16 protein-coding genes, 1 pseudogene and 2 riboswitches are annotated in these 17940 nt (G+C 41.4%); of the genes and pseudogenes, 5 read left to right on the forward strand and 12 right to left on the reverse strand.

Annotation, left to right across the window (positions count from 1 at the left end):
• Positions 1-30: 30 nt before the first annotated feature.
• Positions 31-243 (forward strand): high light inducible protein, encoded by a 213-nt coding sequence (locus tag HWQ39_RS09850; protein ID WP_292843732.1) that lies wholly within the window; start codon positions 31-33, stop codon positions 241-243.
• A 41-nt stretch (positions 244-284) separates the two neighbouring features.
• Positions 285-497 (forward strand): high light inducible protein, encoded by a 213-nt coding sequence (locus HWQ39_RS09855; RefSeq protein ID WP_292843732.1) that lies wholly within the window; start codon positions 285-287, stop codon positions 495-497.
• Positions 498-1086: 589 nt separating this feature from the next.
• Here HWQ39_RS09855 and HWQ39_RS09860 read toward each other — a convergent pair.
• The 4 genes from HWQ39_RS09860 to ntrB all read right to left on the reverse strand — a co-directional run bounded on the left by HWQ39_RS09860 (position 1087) and on the right by ntrB (position 5801).
• Positions 1087-1707 carry a universal stress protein gene (locus HWQ39_RS09860; RefSeq protein WP_292843765.1) on the reverse strand — a complete coding sequence of 207 codons (621 nt, stop codon included), beginning with the start codon at positions 1705-1707 and terminating at the stop codon, positions 1087-1089.
• A gap of 177 nt (positions 1708-1884) precedes the next feature.
• Positions 1885-2095: riboswitch (cyclic di-AMP (ydaO/yuaA leader) on the reverse strand.
• Positions 2096-2113: 18 nt separating this feature from the next.
• The gene (locus tag HWQ39_RS09865; RefSeq protein WP_292843767.1) at positions 2114-2950 is read right to left on the reverse strand and encodes a nitrate ABC transporter ATP-binding protein; all 837 of its coding nucleotides are present in this window, start codon (positions 2948-2950) and stop codon (positions 2114-2116) included.
• A 55-nt stretch (positions 2951-3005) separates the two neighbouring features.
• Positions 3006-4448, reverse strand: coding sequence for an ABC transporter substrate-binding protein (locus HWQ39_RS09870; protein ID WP_292843733.1), 1443 nt, complete (start codon positions 4446-4448; stop codon positions 3006-3008).
• A 501-nt stretch (positions 4449-4949) separates the two neighbouring features.
• On the reverse strand, positions 4950-5801 hold the full coding sequence (gene ntrB, locus HWQ39_RS09875) for a nitrate ABC transporter permease (RefSeq protein ID WP_292843734.1): 852 nt from the start codon (positions 5799-5801) through the stop codon (positions 4950-4952).
• A 97-nt stretch (positions 5802-5898) separates the two neighbouring features.
• A riboswitch (cyclic di-AMP (ydaO/yuaA leader) is annotated at positions 5899-6099 on the reverse strand.
• Between the two features lie 440 nt (positions 6100-6539).
• Here ntrB and HWQ39_RS09880 point away from each other — a divergent pair.
• A complete protein-coding gene (locus HWQ39_RS09880; protein ID WP_292843736.1) occupies positions 6540-7715 on the forward strand; it encodes a HAMP domain-containing sensor histidine kinase in 1176 nt (391 codons plus the stop codon).
• Positions 7716-7925: 210 nt separating this feature from the next.
• On the opposite strand, the gene HWQ39_RS09885 is transcribed toward HWQ39_RS09880, so the two are convergent.
• Positions 7926-9236 carry an aminopeptidase P N-terminal domain-containing protein gene (locus HWQ39_RS09885; protein WP_292843737.1) on the reverse strand — a complete coding sequence of 437 codons (1311 nt, stop codon included), beginning with the start codon at positions 9234-9236 and terminating at the stop codon, positions 7926-7928.
• A 299-nt stretch (positions 9237-9535) separates the two neighbouring features.
• Between HWQ39_RS09885 and HWQ39_RS09890 the strand changes: the two genes are divergently transcribed.
• On the forward strand, positions 9536-10003 hold the full coding sequence (locus tag HWQ39_RS09890) for an NUDIX domain-containing protein (RefSeq protein ID WP_292843738.1): 468 nt from the start codon (positions 9536-9538) through the stop codon (positions 10001-10003).
• Between the two features lie 626 nt (positions 10004-10629).
• Positions 10630-11871 carry a VCBS repeat-containing protein gene (locus tag HWQ39_RS09895; protein WP_292843739.1) on the forward strand — a complete coding sequence of 414 codons (1242 nt, stop codon included), beginning with the start codon at positions 10630-10632 and terminating at the stop codon, positions 11869-11871.
• Positions 11872-12209: 338 nt separating this feature from the next.
• On the opposite strand, the gene HWQ39_RS09900 is transcribed toward HWQ39_RS09895, so the two are convergent.
• The 7 genes and pseudogenes from HWQ39_RS09900 to HWQ39_RS09930 form a co-directional block, all read right to left on the reverse strand.
• Positions 12210-12977: an MBL fold metallo-hydrolase gene (locus HWQ39_RS09900; protein WP_292843741.1), complete on the reverse strand. Its 768-nt coding sequence runs from the start codon at positions 12975-12977 to the stop codon at positions 12210-12212.
• Positions 12978-12992: 15 nt separating this feature from the next.
• Complete coding sequence (locus HWQ39_RS09905) at positions 12993-13580, reverse strand: aminodeoxychorismate/anthranilate synthase component II (RefSeq protein ID WP_292843742.1); 588 nt, start codon at positions 13578-13580, stop codon at positions 12993-12995.
• 317 nt (positions 13581-13897) lie between these two features.
• The gene (locus tag HWQ39_RS09910) at positions 13898-14353 is read right to left on the reverse strand and encodes a diacylglycerol kinase family protein (RefSeq protein WP_292843743.1); all 456 of its coding nucleotides are present in this window, start codon (positions 14351-14353) and stop codon (positions 13898-13900) included.
• A 152-nt stretch (positions 14354-14505) separates the two neighbouring features.
• The gene (ybeY, locus tag HWQ39_RS09915) at positions 14506-15033 is read right to left on the reverse strand and encodes an rRNA maturation RNase YbeY (protein ID WP_292843769.1); all 528 of its coding nucleotides are present in this window, start codon (positions 15031-15033) and stop codon (positions 14506-14508) included.
• Positions 15034-15072: 39 nt separating this feature from the next.
• Positions 15073-15228 carry a DUF3285 domain-containing protein gene (locus HWQ39_RS09920; protein ID WP_094350437.1) on the reverse strand — a complete coding sequence of 52 codons (156 nt, stop codon included), beginning with the start codon at positions 15226-15228 and terminating at the stop codon, positions 15073-15075.
• Between the two features lie 218 nt (positions 15229-15446).
• A protein-coding gene (prfB, locus tag HWQ39_RS09925) for a peptide chain release factor 2 (protein WP_292843744.1) occupies positions 15447-16569 on the reverse strand; the annotation gives its coding sequence in 2 pieces (ribosomal slippage) (positions 15447-16496 and positions 16498-16569; 1122 coding nt in all).
• A 116-nt stretch (positions 16570-16685) separates the two neighbouring features.
• A pseudogene (locus HWQ39_RS09930) lies at positions 16686-17841 on the reverse strand (PCRF domain-containing protein).
• Positions 17842-17940: the final 99 nt, after the last annotated feature.

Below are 17940 nucleotides of genomic sequence, written 5' to 3' on the forward strand. Positions count from 1 at the left end.
CTAAAAAGCTATTAAATTTTGGAGAAAAAAATGGCAACTCAAGAAACTCGCCCTTCTACTGGTTTACCACCTGTTGCAGCAGAATACAACGGCATAGATCGCAATGCATTTTTGTTTGGCTGGACTCCTCAAGCGGAAATTTGGAATGGTCGCTTGGCAGCGATTGGTTTCCTTGCCTATTTGCTTTGGGATTTAGCTGGTTATAGCGTCTTGCGCGACGTTTTACACCTGATTGGCTACTAGAAACTAAACACCTAAAAACCTATTAGATTTTGGAGAAAAAAATGGCAACTCAAGAAACTCGCCCTTCTACTGGTTTACCACCTGTTGCAGCAGAATACAACGGCATAGATCGCAATGCATTTTTGTTTGGCTGGACTCCTCAAGCGGAAATTTGGAATGGTCGCTTGGCAGCAATTGGCTTTCTTGCCTATTTGCTTTGGGATTTAGCTGGTTATAGCGTCTTGCGTGACGTTTTACATCTGATTGGCTACTAGTCTCCTGCCACAAGCATGGTAGCGTCTCTAAGAGTTGTGGAATGTACTCTTTTGGAGAACCTATAGGGTAGCAATCGCAAAGTACAGATATTGCGATTGCTTTGCTTCACCGCGTTACACTCGCAATGACAAATTATGTTTTTACACATTTGGAATGCTCTTATTTACAATGCAATTCCACTCCGTAAAGGCTTCTATAAAATACTTAGAAAGAGCAGCGATCGCATTTGCTGATTGATACACATCATCATCAGTCATAAAAATCCACCCACTTGGATATAAACCTAGCTAAGTGGGTGGATTTATTGTAAATGAACCAATTATAGTTTCTATTTTTTGCTCATTCAACAAAAATATTGAATATGAATAAGGGAACATCCCAATTTTGTAAATTTACCAAAATCGTTACTTGTTATTGCGTACTCCTTTGGAGAACCCGAAGGGTATGGAGCAAAGCGGAATAAAGCAATCGCAACATCTGTAGTTTGCGATTGCTTTACTTCACTGCGTTTCGCTCGCAATGACAAAGTTTTAAGTGACTTTTCTCAGAGCAAAATTTGACAAAAATTACTGAAATTTTAAAGAGCGATTATTCATCAATACTATTGGGAATACCCAAAACGGCACAGGGGAAATTAGAACCTAGTGCTTCAATCATCGGATGATTGACAGAGTTGCAGCCTAGAAACAGAATATCAGCCGTTTCTGATTCAACAACTTTGCTAAGTTCTGTAGAAATGCAGCCAAACCGTAAATGAGATTTAAAGGAACCATGCCATTCTTCAGCTAAACTTCGCGCTTGCCAGAGAATTATATCTGCTTGTTGCAGAGGAGTTACCACAGTCTGCAATTTGGGTTGAGTTAATACCTGGGTAACAGATTTTGATACTTCACTAACTTGACATGCCAACGGAAACTCTTGTGTTGGAAAACTCAAGATATTTGAATACTGATTACTTTGATTATCTTCTACCACATAAACCGCTTGAACTGTAACTTCTGCATTAGTGGCTAAACGCGTTTGATGGGCAATCCAAAAAGCAATATCTAGTGCTGTATGACTGTTGGGAGATGCGTCATAAGCAACAATTAAGTTAATTGCTTTTGAGCTTTGGGGTTTTTCAGAAAAAGGTTTTTTTGGTTCTGGCACGAGTACCATTTGTTCGATTAAGTCATCTCGACCTGTGGCACTTTGCAGACGTGCTAACATTGGTTTGATTTGCACAGCTTTACTTCTCCTAATGAAATGAATTAGCAATGAGAAGCAGGGGGACAAATTTTAGATTTGAGATTTTGGATTTTAGATTGAGTGACGATAGCCAAAATCTCAAATCTGAAATCAGTCAAGGAAACCCCAATAATAACTGTATTACAGCCAAAATCTTGGAGGTTCCTTCCATTGCCTACGGAGTTAGCTGACGGGCTAAGACTGGAAGGTGTCTCTCTCTTAGGAGTGCTGAGTGGTGAGTGCTGAGTTAATATTAATAATTCTTAACTTCTGGCTCTTAACTCCTCATGTTCTATGAGATACGCCCCACAATATGGTTCCTCCGCTCCAAATCCAGCTTTCATGAATTTGAATTAGGCTACCCACTAAAAAAAATGATAATCTAATTCTACTCGTCTTGGGCAAAATATCGATCGAGAAAATTTAGGGCGTGGTTGCGAAGTTCAAAATACTCTTTTGAGTTTCGCATGGCGGCGCGATCGCGTGGACGCTCAAAAGGAACTTCTAAAATCTCTCCTATACTAGCAGCCGGGCCATTGGTCATCAAGACGATGCGATCGGACATATAAATTGCTTCGTCTACATCGTGGGTAATCATCATCACTGCTTGACGATTGTTTTCCCAAATATCCAATACCTGATGCTCTAGTTTGCCACGAGTTAGTGCATCTAATGCCCCAAAAGGTTCATCCATCAGCAGCATTTTGGGACGAATTGCTAAGGCTCTGGCAATACCTACTCGTTGTTTCATACCTCCAGAAATTTCATCGGGATATTTGTCAGCCGCCGCCGTCAAGTTTACCATTGCCAAGTGTTGATTTACAATGCTAATTTTTTCAGCCCGATTAGCATTTTTTAACACTTCATCCACGGCTAAACGGATATTTTCTCTCACTGTTAACCAAGGTAACAGTGAATAGTTCTGAAATACCATCATCCTTTCGGCTCCCGGCTGACGAATTTCTTTCCCATCTAGCCTGACTGAGCCGGAAGTCGCTTTTTCTAAACCAGCTACTATCTTTAATAGAGTTGATTTCCCACAACCTGAGTGACCAATTACAGAAATATATTCATCTTCACCAATCGTCAGATTAACTCCATCTAAAACGACAAAGTTATCTTTATCAGGTGTCGGATAAGACTTGACTAAATTTTCAATTTCTAAAAATCCAGGGCGGGGCAGAACTTGGTTCTGAGTATTAATAGGTAATGAGGTATATTCCATCATCCAATGCTCCGCAAATAATTTACTCAATCAATCAAAATTTAAACTTGGTATTTTAAGACATGAAAAAACGAGAGGGAGCGTTAGCCCTGATGGCAAAACTATTTAGATAGCCGACCGGATCGCTAGGATCGAAGCCTTTCTTATCTATAAATACTTCTGGTGGTTCAACCTTGTAATCATCTTTGGGACATTTGATGCCCATTTCCGATGCTATCTGCCGATATAAATCTGTTCTCCAGCCAAGTTCTGCTAGTTTCTCAGCATTTTTGGGGAATTTCTGAATTTGTCCCCACCGCGCTGCTTGTGTCATCAACCACATACTTCTGGATCTCCATAAAAATGTTGAGTGTTCTCCTGGCTGTTGGGGAATGTTGTCAGGAATATCGAAGAAAATCGTGGTGTCCGCGGCTTGGATGGTGCGATCTTTGCCATCAAAGCCACCATAGTTATAGTTACCGAGAATTCCGGGACTTGTAAATTTCGCGATTGGGGCATCTTTCTTTTTTGGTCTAGCGCCTGTAAAGGAGCGTTCTGTAAGTAGTTCGGCTACTTCTTGGCGGTTTTCTACTTTGCTGCAATATTGACAAGCTTCAATCATCGCCTTGACGAGGGAACGATAAGTTTTAGGATATTTGTCAATGAAAGATTCCATCACCCCTAACAAACGATCTGGGTGTCCTAACCAGACTTCTTTACCTTGGGCGAAGGTAAAACCGATGTTTTCGTTACCTGTTATTGCTCTTGTATTCCAAGGTTCTGCAACCATGTAAGCTTGCATCGCACCAATCCGCACGTTTGTCACCATTTGGGGAGGCGGAACGATGATGATCCGAAATTCCTTGAGTGGATCGACACCTGCGGCGGCGGATATGTAGCGGACAAAGTATTCGTAAATGGCGGAACTTAATACTACCGCCCAAACTTTGCCTTCTGGTGGCTGCTTGTCAAAGTAGCCTCGAAAATCTCGCCCAAAGGCTTCTAGCGCGCCATCACCATATTGTTGTTGATACTCGTACCACGGACGCAGCCCAAAATCCCACATGGCTTTATTCATCGTCATGGCGTTACCGTGGCGATGGATGGTCATGGCTGCACACAAGGGGGCGTGGCGTGCGCCTTCGGCACCAATTCTGGCGTTAGTAACGGCACCAGATACGACGGGCGAAGCATCCAGACGACCAAATATTAAACCGTCGCGGGAAGTAGCCCAACTGGCCTCGCGGTTGAGTGTGACATTCAAACCATATTTGCGGAAGAAACCTTTTTTCCAGGCGATCGCAAATGGCGCACAATCATTAACGGGAACGTAACCAACGGTAATATCAGCTTTTTCTAAGTCTTGGGATCTAACTACTGGTTGTACAGCTAAGGCTTCTTCTGTTAGTCCTTTGGCGGATCTATCTCCTGAAATCGCACAGGAAGATAACGCTATTCCCGTTGTGGTTGCTCCGATTCCTTTAATAAAGTCTCGTCGAGTCCAATTATTATCACCCATTTTTGTAGCTCCATTGGTGGATCAATTTTGGATTTTGGATTTTGGATTTTAGATTTGTTCGATTAGGAACTGACAAATAAAAAAATATTCAATTAACTCTTGTGGGGTGGGCGACACGAGAGCCATACAGACTGGGCGCTCATGTTGCCCACCCCACAATATTGGACAATTTATTTCTTGGAGTTGCATTAGAGGTTGTTTGAAAAGTGTTTCGCTGTGACTTTAGGCACTTTAGATCCCCCCTAACCCACGCCAGTCGCTCCACTTGGAGAGACCCCATCGCGCAGCGTCTCGCAGAGAAGACCGCGCTGGCTCCCCTTAAAAAGGGGGGAACCGGAATCAAAGTCCCCCTTAAAAAGGGGGATTTAGGGGGATCTAAAATTTTTGATACTGATAAGAGGACTTTTCAAACATCCTCTTAGACGCTGCGCGAACAGATATTATTAAATTTTGGATTGAAGAATTGAAAATCCAAAATCTAAAATCTAAAATTCCGTTTAATTAGTTAGAAGTTGTAGGACGATGGGTGACTAATTCTTGAATTTTGCCCACTGCGTAATCTAAAATTAACCCAGTTAAGCCAATTACAAATACAGCTAAAAACACTGAACTCAGGTTTAAACGACTCCACTCATCCCAAACGAAAAAGCCGATACCAATACCACCTGTCAGCATTTCTACGGCAACGATTACTAGCCAAGCTATGCCTAAACTAATTCGCAAACCTGTAAAAATATATGGCAAACTTGCAGGCCAAATGATTTTTGTAATCCGTCGCCAACGTGGCATTTCTAACACTCGCGCCACATCTAAATAATCTTGGGGAACGCTAGAAACTCCTAAGGCGGTATTAATAATTGTCGGCCACAAGGAGGTAATAAAGATGACAAAAATGGCGGAAGGTTCTGCTAAATTAAAAATTGCTAAGGCAATGGGTAGCCAAGCTAAAGGTGATACAGGTTTAAAAATTTGAATGATGGGATTGAGTGCTAGCATTGCCGGTCTGGACATCCCAATTAGAAACCCCAGAGGAATCGCTACTACCGCACCTAACAAAAAGCCTAGTAATACCCGGCGCAGACTTGCTATCAACAGCCAACCAATTCCTAAGTTACCTGGGCCTCTTTGATAGAAGGGATTTAAGATGTAGTCTAGATTCGCAATTAGCGCTTCTGCTGGAGTGGGCATTAATTCATGGTTGGCAAGTGCAACAATCCACCACAACACAATTATTCCCAAGAAGCCCAATACAGGTAAAATGAAGACATCTCTAAGGATGACAGGTTTTGTCTTTTTCCAAGTCGCTTGCGCCGCGATCGCTGCGATCGCTGCTAAATTTAGTTGAAATATCATCTACGACCCCAACAGATTTAAGTGCAGGTACAAAAAATTTGAGCAGTACCAGCCTTGGACACTGATAAGATCGGAACATTATAAAAATGCCGTCTCTTCAGTCTCCTCTCAATGCCTACGAAGTTAGCTGACGGGCTAGGGCTGAGAGATGCCCTTCTGAAGAAAGTTGGGAGTTATGAGTTAAATATTTAATAAAGTAACTTCTAACTTCTCACTTTCTTTGAGATACGCCCCACAATTTGGTTCCTCCGCTCCAACTTCACGCACTGTGATGCGTTGGATTAGGCTGACTTACTCTAATATAGATACTAAATTATGCAAATTATAACATTGATATACACAACATAACATACTGCTTCAGTAAAGGTATCTATATCAGGATAATTATTGTTTGTTTTATTACTTCCCTAAATTCCCTAATTAACTTTTCGGTAATCAATAAAATTTATCATTTTGGTTGTGTAGTCAGTGAAAACCTTGCACAGACAGCTAAACGCTTTAATTAAATCAAGCATCAATGCTGTTACCTGCTAGACTAATGTTTACCAGGCTGAGGATACATATTAGACTGAATGACTTGTGTCTACGGAAGGTTAATTTCACTAATGAAAGAATATGTCAAATCTATTTCTTTTGGTAGGTGGAACATGTTACTAATTGTGGTAAAAGCTCACTCCACTCGCTAAACTATTTGCATGTGGAAGTTTGCTCATCTATCTCCTAGCTGAATTTAACATAATGGATTTTAGTCAACTACTGGCTGAAAAAACTGACATCATCCTTGATAAATGGATTTTAGCTGTTCGCAAGGATAGACGGATTGAAAGTGCTGATGACTTATCTTATACATCAGTAAAGGATCACATTCCTGATGTTTTGAAAGCGATGGTGACAGTGCTTTCAAAATCTCAGGATAATGATATTCAGTCAATAGTTATTGCGAGTTTTCAGCATGGAGCTATTCGAGCCGAACAAGGCTTTGATCCAGCAGAAATTGCCAGAGAATATCATCTGCTGCGGACAGTAATATTTGATGCTCTACAAGCAGATTTATTAGAGGGAACACCTGTAGAGATAATTCGTTCCATGCGTTTGATTGACGCAATTGTAGATGAAGCGATGGCTCGGTGTTTTAAAAGTTATGTTGAGGAACGCTTGCGAGAATTAAAACAGTTGCAGTTATCACTAACGCTTCATAATGAGGAACTGACGCGGTTAATTAGCGCTAATCAAGAGTATCTTTCGCAACTAGCCCACGAATTGAAACATCCTTTAACTTCCATTATTGGTTATTCGGATCTGTTTTTACGCCAACAACGACGCAAGACTGAAATAAAAGACAACTATACCAATTTAGAACATATTGAGCGGGTATTACGCAATGGTAGACAATTACTCCATCTAATCAATGATGTATTAGAACTTTCGCGCTATGAAGCAGGGCAGATAAAAATTCAATTAGCGCCTACTGATGTGCGTGAATTAATTGATAATGTGTGTGAAATGTTGGAACCTTTGGCTGCGGGAAAAAATTTACAAATCGTGGTAGATTGCGATCGCGCTCCCGAAAAACCATTAACAGATTCTTTTCAGTTACAACAAATTGTGACAAATCTTATTAGTAATGCGATTCGTTATACAGAGTCGGGGACTATTATTATAATGTGTCAGTTGTTAGAGAATCAGAGATGGGCGATCGCTGTTTCTGACACTGGAGTTGGCATTGCTCCCGAAAACCAAGCCCAAATATTTGAACCCTATTTTCGCGTGAGTTCTAGCGATCGCCCCCATCTTCCTGATAGTACAGGATTGGGATTAGCGATCGTCTCGCGGTTGGTGAAACTACTGCGGGGTGAAATTAACTTAGTGTCACAGGTAGATGTTGGTTCTACTTTCACCGCGATTTTCCCCTAGAAGTAGAATTTTAAAAGTATTAGGCGATTCAAAATCGCGGCTACACAATCATAGACGCTTTGCGGCTTCCCGCAGTGTAGTCCACCTCCGTGGACTAAGAATAAGAGAAAATCACGGGTTTGCCAACCTGCGGAGGCAAGTTTTGTCTGTGTAGCCGCGATTTCCAATCGCTGGGGTTTTCTTAGGGATGGTACACACCATCCCTATGTTTTATCTTTCTATTTCATCTACTGCTTTAGGAACCCCCGCAGTTAACACCTCATACCCATTAGATGTAACTAACACATCATCCTCAATCCGAATGCCAATGCCAACCCATCGAGGATCGGTCATTGGTTGGTCTTCTGCTAATTTGGTATCTGGCACAATATAAATTCCCGGTTCTACCGTCAAAATTTGACCTGGTTGCAAAATCTGCGGTTTGTCTTCACCATGCTGATAAACTCCCACATCATGGACATCCAAACCTAACCAATGACTGGTACGGTGCATATAATATGGCTTATATTTCTCTTCTTCAATTAACTTATCAATTTCGCCTTTGAGAATACCAAGTTCAACTAAACCTTCCGTGAGGACGCGAACTGCTGTATCGTGAACTAATTTGAAGGGATTACCTGGTTTAATTTGAGCGATCGCTTGTTTTTGTGCCTCCAAAACAATCTCATACAGCGTCTTTTGTTCTGGCGTAAATTTACCACCCACAGGAAATGTTCGGGTAATGTCAGAGTTGTAATAACCATAAGCACAACCGGCATCAATTAGCAGTAATTCTCCATCCTGCATTTGACGATTATTTTCAATATAGTGCAGTACGCAAGCATTCACACCAGAAGCCACAATTGAAGGATAAGCCGGCCCTAAGCCACCCCGTACTCGAAAGATGCGTTCCATCTCCGCCTGTATTTCATATTCATAACGTCCAGGTGCGGCGATTTCTTGGGCGTAATTGTGTGCTTCTGTAGCGATCACAGCTGCTTGACGCATTAATTCTACCTCAGCTTCGCTTTTGATCAATCTCATGCTGTTGAGGACAGGGCCAGTATCTTCAATAGCGATCGGCCCAGTACCGCGCTTCGGATAAGTCCGCAATAAACTTTGGTAATGTCTGATGATTTGATCGTTAAAATTGCGATCGCGTCCTAAGTGATAATAAATCCGGCTAGCTTTTTCTAAATACTGCGGTAACTTTTCACCTAACTCGCTAATTGGGTATGCTTCATCAGCACCATAAATTTCCTTCGCTGCATCCACCCCGCAAAGATAGCCAGTCCATACTTCCTTTTCGCGATCCTTTGGTTGGACAAACAGCACAAACCGATGTTCTGAATGATGCGGCGCTAAAACTGCTACTGCTTGTGGTTCATTAAAACCTGTCAGGTAGAAAAAATCACTGTCTTGACGATAAACATACTCTACATCGTTGTGCATTACTGCCATAGGCGCACTGCGAAAAATGGCTGTACCATCACCAATTTTTGCCATTAACTGCTCGCGACGCTGCCGATATTCTGCTTGCATAGCTGATGTTTTTATGAAAATATTGTATTATTTTACACTTTTAACAACTAGCAGATGCACAGTTAATGCCTCTTAATAGTTGCTAATCTAAGTTATTCTAACCAATATTTGTTTCTACTCAAGCCAACCCCAACCCCTTCTCTGCGAGACGCTACGCGAACGGGAATTAAAAATTTAAAATTCAAAATTCAAAATTATCAAACCCAACTCTTGTTGTGATTGCATAATTTAGAATATTTATAAAAGTTTATTTTATATAAATATGGTATTTCATCAATCTGATAAAATACCGTAAAAATATGTCTACTCAACCCATAATAAAAAAAGCGCTTGCTTATATTACCAAAAACGATGAATTAATGGTGTTTACACATACTGATTTTCCTGAAGCTGGCGTGCAAGTACCTGCTGGTACAGTTGAAGAAAATGAAGAGCCATCTGAAGCTATGCTGCGAGAAATTTATGAAGAATCTGGTGTTAAGGGAGTTCGTATTATTGAGTTATTGGGTATTTATCAATACAACATGGTTCCCGATCGTGATGAGATTCAAGAACGTTATGTTTACCACCTCGAATTAACTCAGTCTATACCATCTACTTGGCAGCATTGGGAAATACACTCAAGTACTAGTAAAAACTCTATAGCTTTTAATTTTTATTGGGTTAAACTGGATGGCTCAGATTTAGGTCTAGCTGGTGGACAAGGTTATTTTTTATCTAAACTTGCTCACAAGATAAGAAATACTAAAAGTCCAGCCAATACTTGAGAAAGTGCCAATAAATTGAAGAATAATTCAGAATTTAGGAGCAAAGCCGAAGATGCTCCGCCTATTATTCATTAGGCAACTAGAAGTCTTAGCTAAACGAGACTTTACCCACCTCCGTAGATTAATTCGTATTACCCTGCGGGAAGCTGCAAAGCGTCTATGTTTGTGTAGTAGCGAATTCTATTCGCCCAATACTTTTAAAACATCTTCTAAAGATACAGATTTATGATGCAATACGGTTGTGTTAAGGGCTACTGGCAACAATTTTGGGTTTTCTAAACGCGATGAATCGCCGTCTCTACAAGTGTTTTGTTGCTCATTCTGAACTGTATTGATTTATGATGCAATATTTAAATGTCAAAGAAAATAGATTAAACAAACAAACTTTATCTACAAATTATCATATATATAAAATACAAAAAAATATTTTGTGATTGCTTATATAGAACTTGAAATTTTCCTAGTAATCATTTAAAAAAACCAGATATTTATCTTCAAAGAATGACATTAATAAATAAAAAATAGTTATAAAGAAATCTTGAAGCCCCGGTAAATGTTATTTCATTACAGAAAGAGATTGCCAAAAAAAGTTACAAAAATATGACAACCAACGATAAAAATAAACCATGCCTGAGAATCAAAATTACTCACCCTCATCTTTGAATACATCTGCATTAGGATTAGCCTCTTTTCAAAAATCAAATACTTTGACGACTTCTCTTGATGATTCACTTTCTACTTTGGGAACTTGGAGTAAGAGTTCCTCACCAGAACTACAAACTGGAGCAGTGAATCAGTCTGTCACAAACTCAGCAAATCCTAATCCTAATCCTTACCTAACCAGTGCAGCGATTACTCCTGACTTTAATGCTGATGGCAAAACAGATAAAGTTTGGGTTGATTCTACAACCGGTGAGATTATTATTCGGTTGATGGATGGGACAAAAGTTGTTGAACAGGGTTCTTTAGGTACATTTGACTTATCGGCCTATGATTACAAAATTGCCGATTTCAACAATGATGGTAAAACCGATTTCTTATTACGTAATAAGACAACCGGTGAGAATAGTATTGTGTTGATGGATGGAACCAAAGTTGCGAATGCAGCTTCTCTAACTGCCGTTGACCCAGCCTGGACTCCTCAGATTGGGGATTTCAATGGCGATCGCAAAACCGATATCTTCTGGCATAATGCTACAACTGGTGAGAACGCCATTTGGGAGATGGATGGCACCACTGTTCTGAATGCAACTGTTTTAGATAAAACAGACCCAGCACTAACTCCTACCATTGTTGATTTCGATGGCAATGGTAAGAGTGATATCTTCTGGCGCAATCCGACAACCGGCGATAACAGCGCTTGGTTTATGGATGGTACACAAAAAACTGAATTTGCGCTGCAATCTCAAGATGCAGCCTGGAATTTTAGCGTTGGCGATTTCAACGGCGATTTAAGCACTGACCTGCTGTGGAGAAACACTCAAACAGGTGAGAACAAGGTTTGGACAATGAGAGGCATCTTAGTCACAGAAGGTGCTTTAGAAACACTTGACTCATCTTGGACTTCCAAAATTGGTGATTTCAATGGTGACGGTAAGACCGATATCTTCTGGCACAATGGAACCACTGGTGAGAACACCGCTTGGTTGATGGATGGCACAACAGTTTCAACTCAAGCTTTCCTACCTGCTAATAACGCAGCCTTGACCCCATCTCTTGGTGACTTCAACGGCGATGGTAAGACCGATATTTACTGGCGCGATCAGACAGCAGGTACAGACAACATTTGGACTATAAATGAGACAACAGCAGTTGAGACTCCTATCAGCGACGCAGATAAGCTTGGCCCACAGTGGTATACGTTCTAAAATCTGAATTCTGAATTTTGAAAGTGGAGGCAGGAATCATTATTCATTGGTGTCAACTTAAGCTAGGAAATAGCTTAACTGTTGGCTTCCATGCCCGCCCAGAAATAAATTTCCGGGCTAATAGGCTAAAGTCTACTGAAGTAGACTGGAGATTTTTGGCAATATGGCGATATTTAGTCATCTTCAGATGACTTTAGCTATGAGACGGGAATTTCAATTCCCGGCGGACAAGCGGTTTCGCGTTAAGTTGACACCAATGGTCATTATTCTCCCCCTGCTTCCCCTGCTTCCCCTGCTTTTTTCCCAGTCCCCAGTCCCCAATCCCCAATCCCCTTGATTCAAAATTTGTAACTCAAAACCTGAATTTCTTCCTTTTCCGGCAATTTACTAGGGCTAATGGAAATACTATCTCCATTGCTACGCCGCACTGGCGTACCTTGCATCAAGGTGAGAAAATTATCCAGTGGCGAAATATCGCACTTAGCAGCATCAGCAGCTTGTGTTCGGTAATGAGTCGGAATCACCAACTTGGGATTTAACACTTGCACAGCCTGCTTTGCTTCTTCAGCATTGTAGGCTTTTGCGCTACCTCCCACTGGAATAAATGCTACATCGGGACGCCCCATGAGTATTTTTTGCTCAATGGAAATGGGTGCAGCGGCTCCGCCTAAATGTACGATATTAATTCCGCCTTGCTTCCAACTCCAAGCGGTATTTAAGCCAAACTGCTTACCACCTTTGCGATCGTGGTCTATAGCAATTCCTTGAAACTTAATACCTTTGAACTCGTAAACTCCTGGTTCGTAGATGAGTTTTGCGTTTCCCGGTAGTATGTCCACAGCCCCTTCATCCAGCAGTTGACTGCTAATCAGTACCAAATCGGCTGCAACTTTTGGTGGACGATACTTAGCAGTACAGCCGACTGTCCGAAATGGATTGACGAGAATTTTCGCACCGCCACCAGTAAAAAGAAAACAAGTATGACCCAACCACTGAACTGATAAACCGCTAGATTGTGCGTCAGCTTGAGATTCAGAACCCAAGGTAGTAAGCAAAGCTGTTACCAACCCCGCCCCAGCATAGCCCATCAACTGTCGTCGTTTCATTAATTATGCTCTTGACTATAACTGTTCCAGAAAATTTCGCAATAACTGTTTTCCTGAAGATGTCAGGACACTCTCTGGGTGAAACTGGACACCCTGAATGTGAGGATAGTTCCGGTGTCGCACTCCCATAATGGTGTTATCTTCAACCCAAGCGGTGATTTCTAACACATCTGGGCAAGTCTCACGTTCGATTACCAAACTATGATACCTGGTGGCAGTTAGAGGATTTTCTAATCCCCGGAAAACCCCCACCCCAGTGTGAGAAACCTGAGAGGTTTTGCCATGCATCAACTCTGGAGCCGGAATTATTTTACCACCGAACACTTGACCAATACTTTGATGTCCCAAACAGACACCCAAAATAGGTAAGTCTTGTCCTAGCTGTTCAATCAATTCTAAAGAAATGCCAGCATCTTCCGGGCGACCAGGCCCAGGAGAAATAACTACGGCTTGCGGTTTTAATGCCCGAATCTCATCTATGGATATTTTGTCGTTACGAAAAACTTTAATATCATCTGCCACTGGGAATTCTGCTGCCAATTCTCCCAAGTACTGCACTAAGTTATATGTAAAACTGTCGTAATTGTCGATAACTATAATCAAAGCTCATCACTCCTGGTTTTTACCACTTATCAGTTGCAAAAAGCATAGATAAGTATCTCATACTATTTGTTGGTTAAGTATAAAAATAACGCTGATGTGGACGCGTAGGCATTAAGCAGCTACTATACGGCCACTTTATAAAGATATTACCAAGTAAACCTTTAGTCAGGATGCTTGGCGCGTTGGCGTAGCCCGTCGTAGACATCGCAACACTTAAATTTTCAATATATTTCTCCAAAGGAGAGCAGACAGAGTGCGATCCTCTGGCTGAGTAATTTGGCGATGCCTGGATTGGGCAACACCTACACAAATCACGTCTACAAAGCCGATATAATTAACTTTACGAGAGGAGGGAGTAATAGGATGCTAGCTACTAGCATCGCTACCAAAGCAGAAACAAGCACTGCACCAGCCGCACAATCTTTAGCAATTTTTGCCAAATCATGGTATGTCTGCTTAACGGTTAAGTCCACAACGGACTCGATCGCTGTATTTAGTAACTCTAATGCCAAAACTAAACCACTAGTTATCCCAATTACCGCTATTTCTACCGCTTGCAGATGCAAAAATACGCTTAACGCGATCGCTAAAGCACAAACGCTGATGTGGATGCGAAAATTACGTTGAGTCTGAAAACTATAGCTGATTCCAGCCCAGGCATATTTAAAACTAACAAATAAATTAGAGGCTACTTTCCAGGAAAATTCCCGTTCGTTAGACACCAGTGTTTGTAACGAGGTGGGCGTTGGTGATGAAGAAATTTTTTGCGACATAGACTTAAAAACACAAGAACAGAGTTGCTACAGTGGGAATATTCGCCGATCTTAATGGCGAAATTAACTTTGAGGCAATCTTTAAGCAATTTTGCACAAAAGTATTATAAAAGTATTACCCCAAATTAACATTAAGGGATACATAATTACTGCTATTCTATGTCAATAGCAATACCTATTCCCTTCAGCAATTTTACTTGCTGTTCTAACATTCGCTCCAAACTTTCTTCATCAGGATGATCCCAGCCTAATAAGTGTAATAAACCGTGAGCAGCTAACCAGGCTAGCTCGGTTGTTAAGCTATGTTCTTGTTGTTGAGCTTGTCGTTGTGCTGTATCTACAGATACAATAATATCACCTAAATATAATGGTACAGAAGCAAGCATTTCTTTGCTTTGAGGAAAATCCACCTCCAAAGCAGCAAATGCTAAAACATCTGTCGGTTTATTTTGCTGACGATACTGGGCATTTAGTTCTTGAATTTGCGAGTCATCTGTCAAACGCAACCCGATTTCATAACTTGGCGCTGGCGGAACCTGAGGCTGAAGTATTTCCAACCAGTGATTAAACCAGTTTTCCCAAGTTTCAGGAGTAATTCGGGCATCAGTCTCGTCAATCTTTACAGATGTTGTCGGGGACAACTCATAAAAATACTCCTCCACATATAGTTCAACTCTCAGGGGCACACAGTCTCCTTGTCTGAGATTTACGATTTGTTGTTAGTGAGTGAGGTAAGCAAGACCAACAAGCAGAGCTAAAAGCCCTACAGCAGTCAATCCAAAATGCTTTAGGGAAGTTCCACCCTTCCGCACCATGTTTCGCATGGCGAGTTTTACGTAGCTAGGTTGGGGTTCTGTTGAAGGTGAGTTGCTCATAGTTATTTGTCTACAGACTCTTTTATAACTGTAACAGTTGGTCTGGACATAGAATTGCGATCGCCCATATATTGCAATACGCTTCTTGGGTTAAGAAATTTATCCGTTGAGGCAGGCAGGGGGGAGAAAGAAGCTTATCTGAACTGTATTGCTATATATTGCTAAGGCGCTTCTCAGTGAAACGCCTTAGCAATCGGGGTGTTATGTAATGATTGTCTCTACGCCGGAGTGTTTTCTACCAGCTTATTTTCTTGGCGCAGATAAGCTTGGATGAATGTATCAAGTTCACCATTCATCACATCACTAATCGCTGTTGTTTCCGTAGTTGTACGTAAATCTTTCACCATTTGGTAAGGATGAAATACATAGTTACGGATTTGGTTTCCCCAAGAGGCCTCTACCATATCGCCGCGAATTTCGGCAATTTCTTGGGCGCGTTGCTCTTTAGCTATGACCAACAGCTTTGCTTTGAGACGATTTAGGGCTTTTTCTTTATTTTGCAGCTGCGATCGCTCTTCTGTACAGCGCACGGCAAGACCGGTGGGAAGGTGAACAATCCGCACCGCAGTTTCTACTTTGTTGACGTTTTGCCCACCTTTACCGCCAGAGCGAGTTGTGGTGATTTCCAAATCTTTATCTGGAATATCCAATTGCACAGAGTTATCAATCTGTGGCATTACTTCCACCCCTGCAAAACTAGTTTGGCGCTTGCCGTTAGCATTAAAAGGTGAAATCCGCACTAAGCGATGTGTACCCATTTCTGAACGCAAATAACCATAAGCATAGCGACCAGTAATCTCTAGGGTTGCCGATTTAATTCCGGCTTCATCACCTTCCGACTCTTCCGCTAAAGTTACCTTATAGCCGTGAGCTTCGCCCCAACGGGTGTACATCCGCATCAGCATAAATGCCCAGTCTTGAGCATCTGTACCACCAGCACCAGCACTAATCGTCAGTACAGCACCTTCTGCATCATAGGGGCCAGAAAGTAACTGTTGTAACTCCCACTGATCGAGATCGCGATTCAGTTTGGTGATGGTAGATTCGGCTTCTTGGAGTAGCGCTTCATCGGTTTCTAACTCCAACAACTCAACAACTGCCTTAGTATCTTCTAGATTGGCGTGCCAGCGATCATATTGCTGGAGGTGGGCTTTCAGGTCATTGAGTTCTTGCAGGGTTTGTTGGGCCTCGGTTTGGTCATTCCAGAATTCTGGCTGTGATGATATTTTTTCGAGGTCTTGAATTTTGGCTGTCAGTGCAGGTACGTCAAAGATAGTCCTGGGTTTTACCCAGGCGGCCAGACAACGTTTCGATTTCGCGTTTGAGTTCTAGGACATCCATAATGCTTGCTGAATGATAGATAGAGCGCTTTGGATTAAAAAATTGCTCTTTATTCTACTGATGTTTCTTGATTTTAGCTGTAGTTGGGCAAATTTTTTCTGCACTAGTTGCAAAAGTTACTTGAAATTATCAAGCGCTTCTTTACTCATTGAAGTAGTGTGATTTAGCTGTTGCAGATAGGCTTTGATCAAAAAACCAATTGTTACCATCTAATACCTCTGTCGCAGCATGTGTTTCGACATTAGTGCGTAAATCTTTCACCTTGGTGTAAGGATGTAAGATATATTCACGGATAAGCTTGTTGGATAAAGATTTTATCTGTCGGGGTTGAATTTTGTCAAGCTGGACACCTTGGGCTTGTGCGTAGGCGTAGCCAGCCGTAGGCATCGCAAACAGTTTACTCTTGAGAATAGCTAAGGCTTTCTCTTTGTTTTGCATCTGGCTACGCTCTTGGTTACAAGATACACTAATCCCAGTCGGAATATGAACCATCTTTACCCATGTTTCTGTCCGGTTGACATTCCCCCGATGGCGATAAAAAGTAATTTCCAAATCCTTCTCTGGAATCTCAAAATCAATAGACTCATCTAAAATCGGGCTGACTTCTACGCTGGCTAGGCAAGTATGCCGTTTTCCATTGCCATGAATAGGAGAAATTCGCTCTATTCTTGCATGAGTTCCTTGTTCCGATTTCAGTCAGCCATAAGCATAACGCCCTATAATTTCTAGGGTGACATGTTTGAACCCTCCTAAATCACCTGCTGACTCTTCCACTAGATATATACTTTATGATTATGATTTACTGCCCAACGATGGTATAGCTGCAATAACATAGCTGCCCAGTCCTGGGCATCTATACTTCCAACCTCAGCCGTAATTGCCAAGAATGCCCCCTTTTCGTCGCAGGGGTCGGACAGTAATTGTTGTATTTCTACTATTTCGAGTTCTTGCTGGAGTTGGGTAAGGTTGGTTTGTGCCTCTTGCAGCAATTCCTCATCAGGAGATAATTCTAGTAGTTCTAGTGCAGCTTTGATATCTTCTAGAATGAGGTGCGATCGCTGATATTGTTTCTTCTTAGCGTTGAGGAATTCAATTTCTTGAAGTTTCTGATAGTAAGTGACAGAATTATGCCAGAAAGTAGGTTGAGAAATTAATTGATTCAACTGTTGAATTTTTGCACTCAGTTCTGAAAGGTCAAAGACAGCCTTCAGCCTTGGTCAAGATATTAGACAATCTTTCTACTTCGTGTTTTATATTTAAGAGTTCTAGCATAGTTTTACTCACTTGAGGCTGAACTTATTTGTATATTCTAGTATTACAGCAGATTGCAGGTAAATGAGGTACAGTCTTAGTAGTGTATGAAGGGGTAAA

The sequence above is a fragment of the Nostoc sp. NMS8 genome, from assembly GCF_017115045.1.
Taxonomy (GTDB): domain Bacteria; phylum Cyanobacteriota; class Cyanobacteriia; order Cyanobacteriales; family Nostocaceae; genus Nostoc.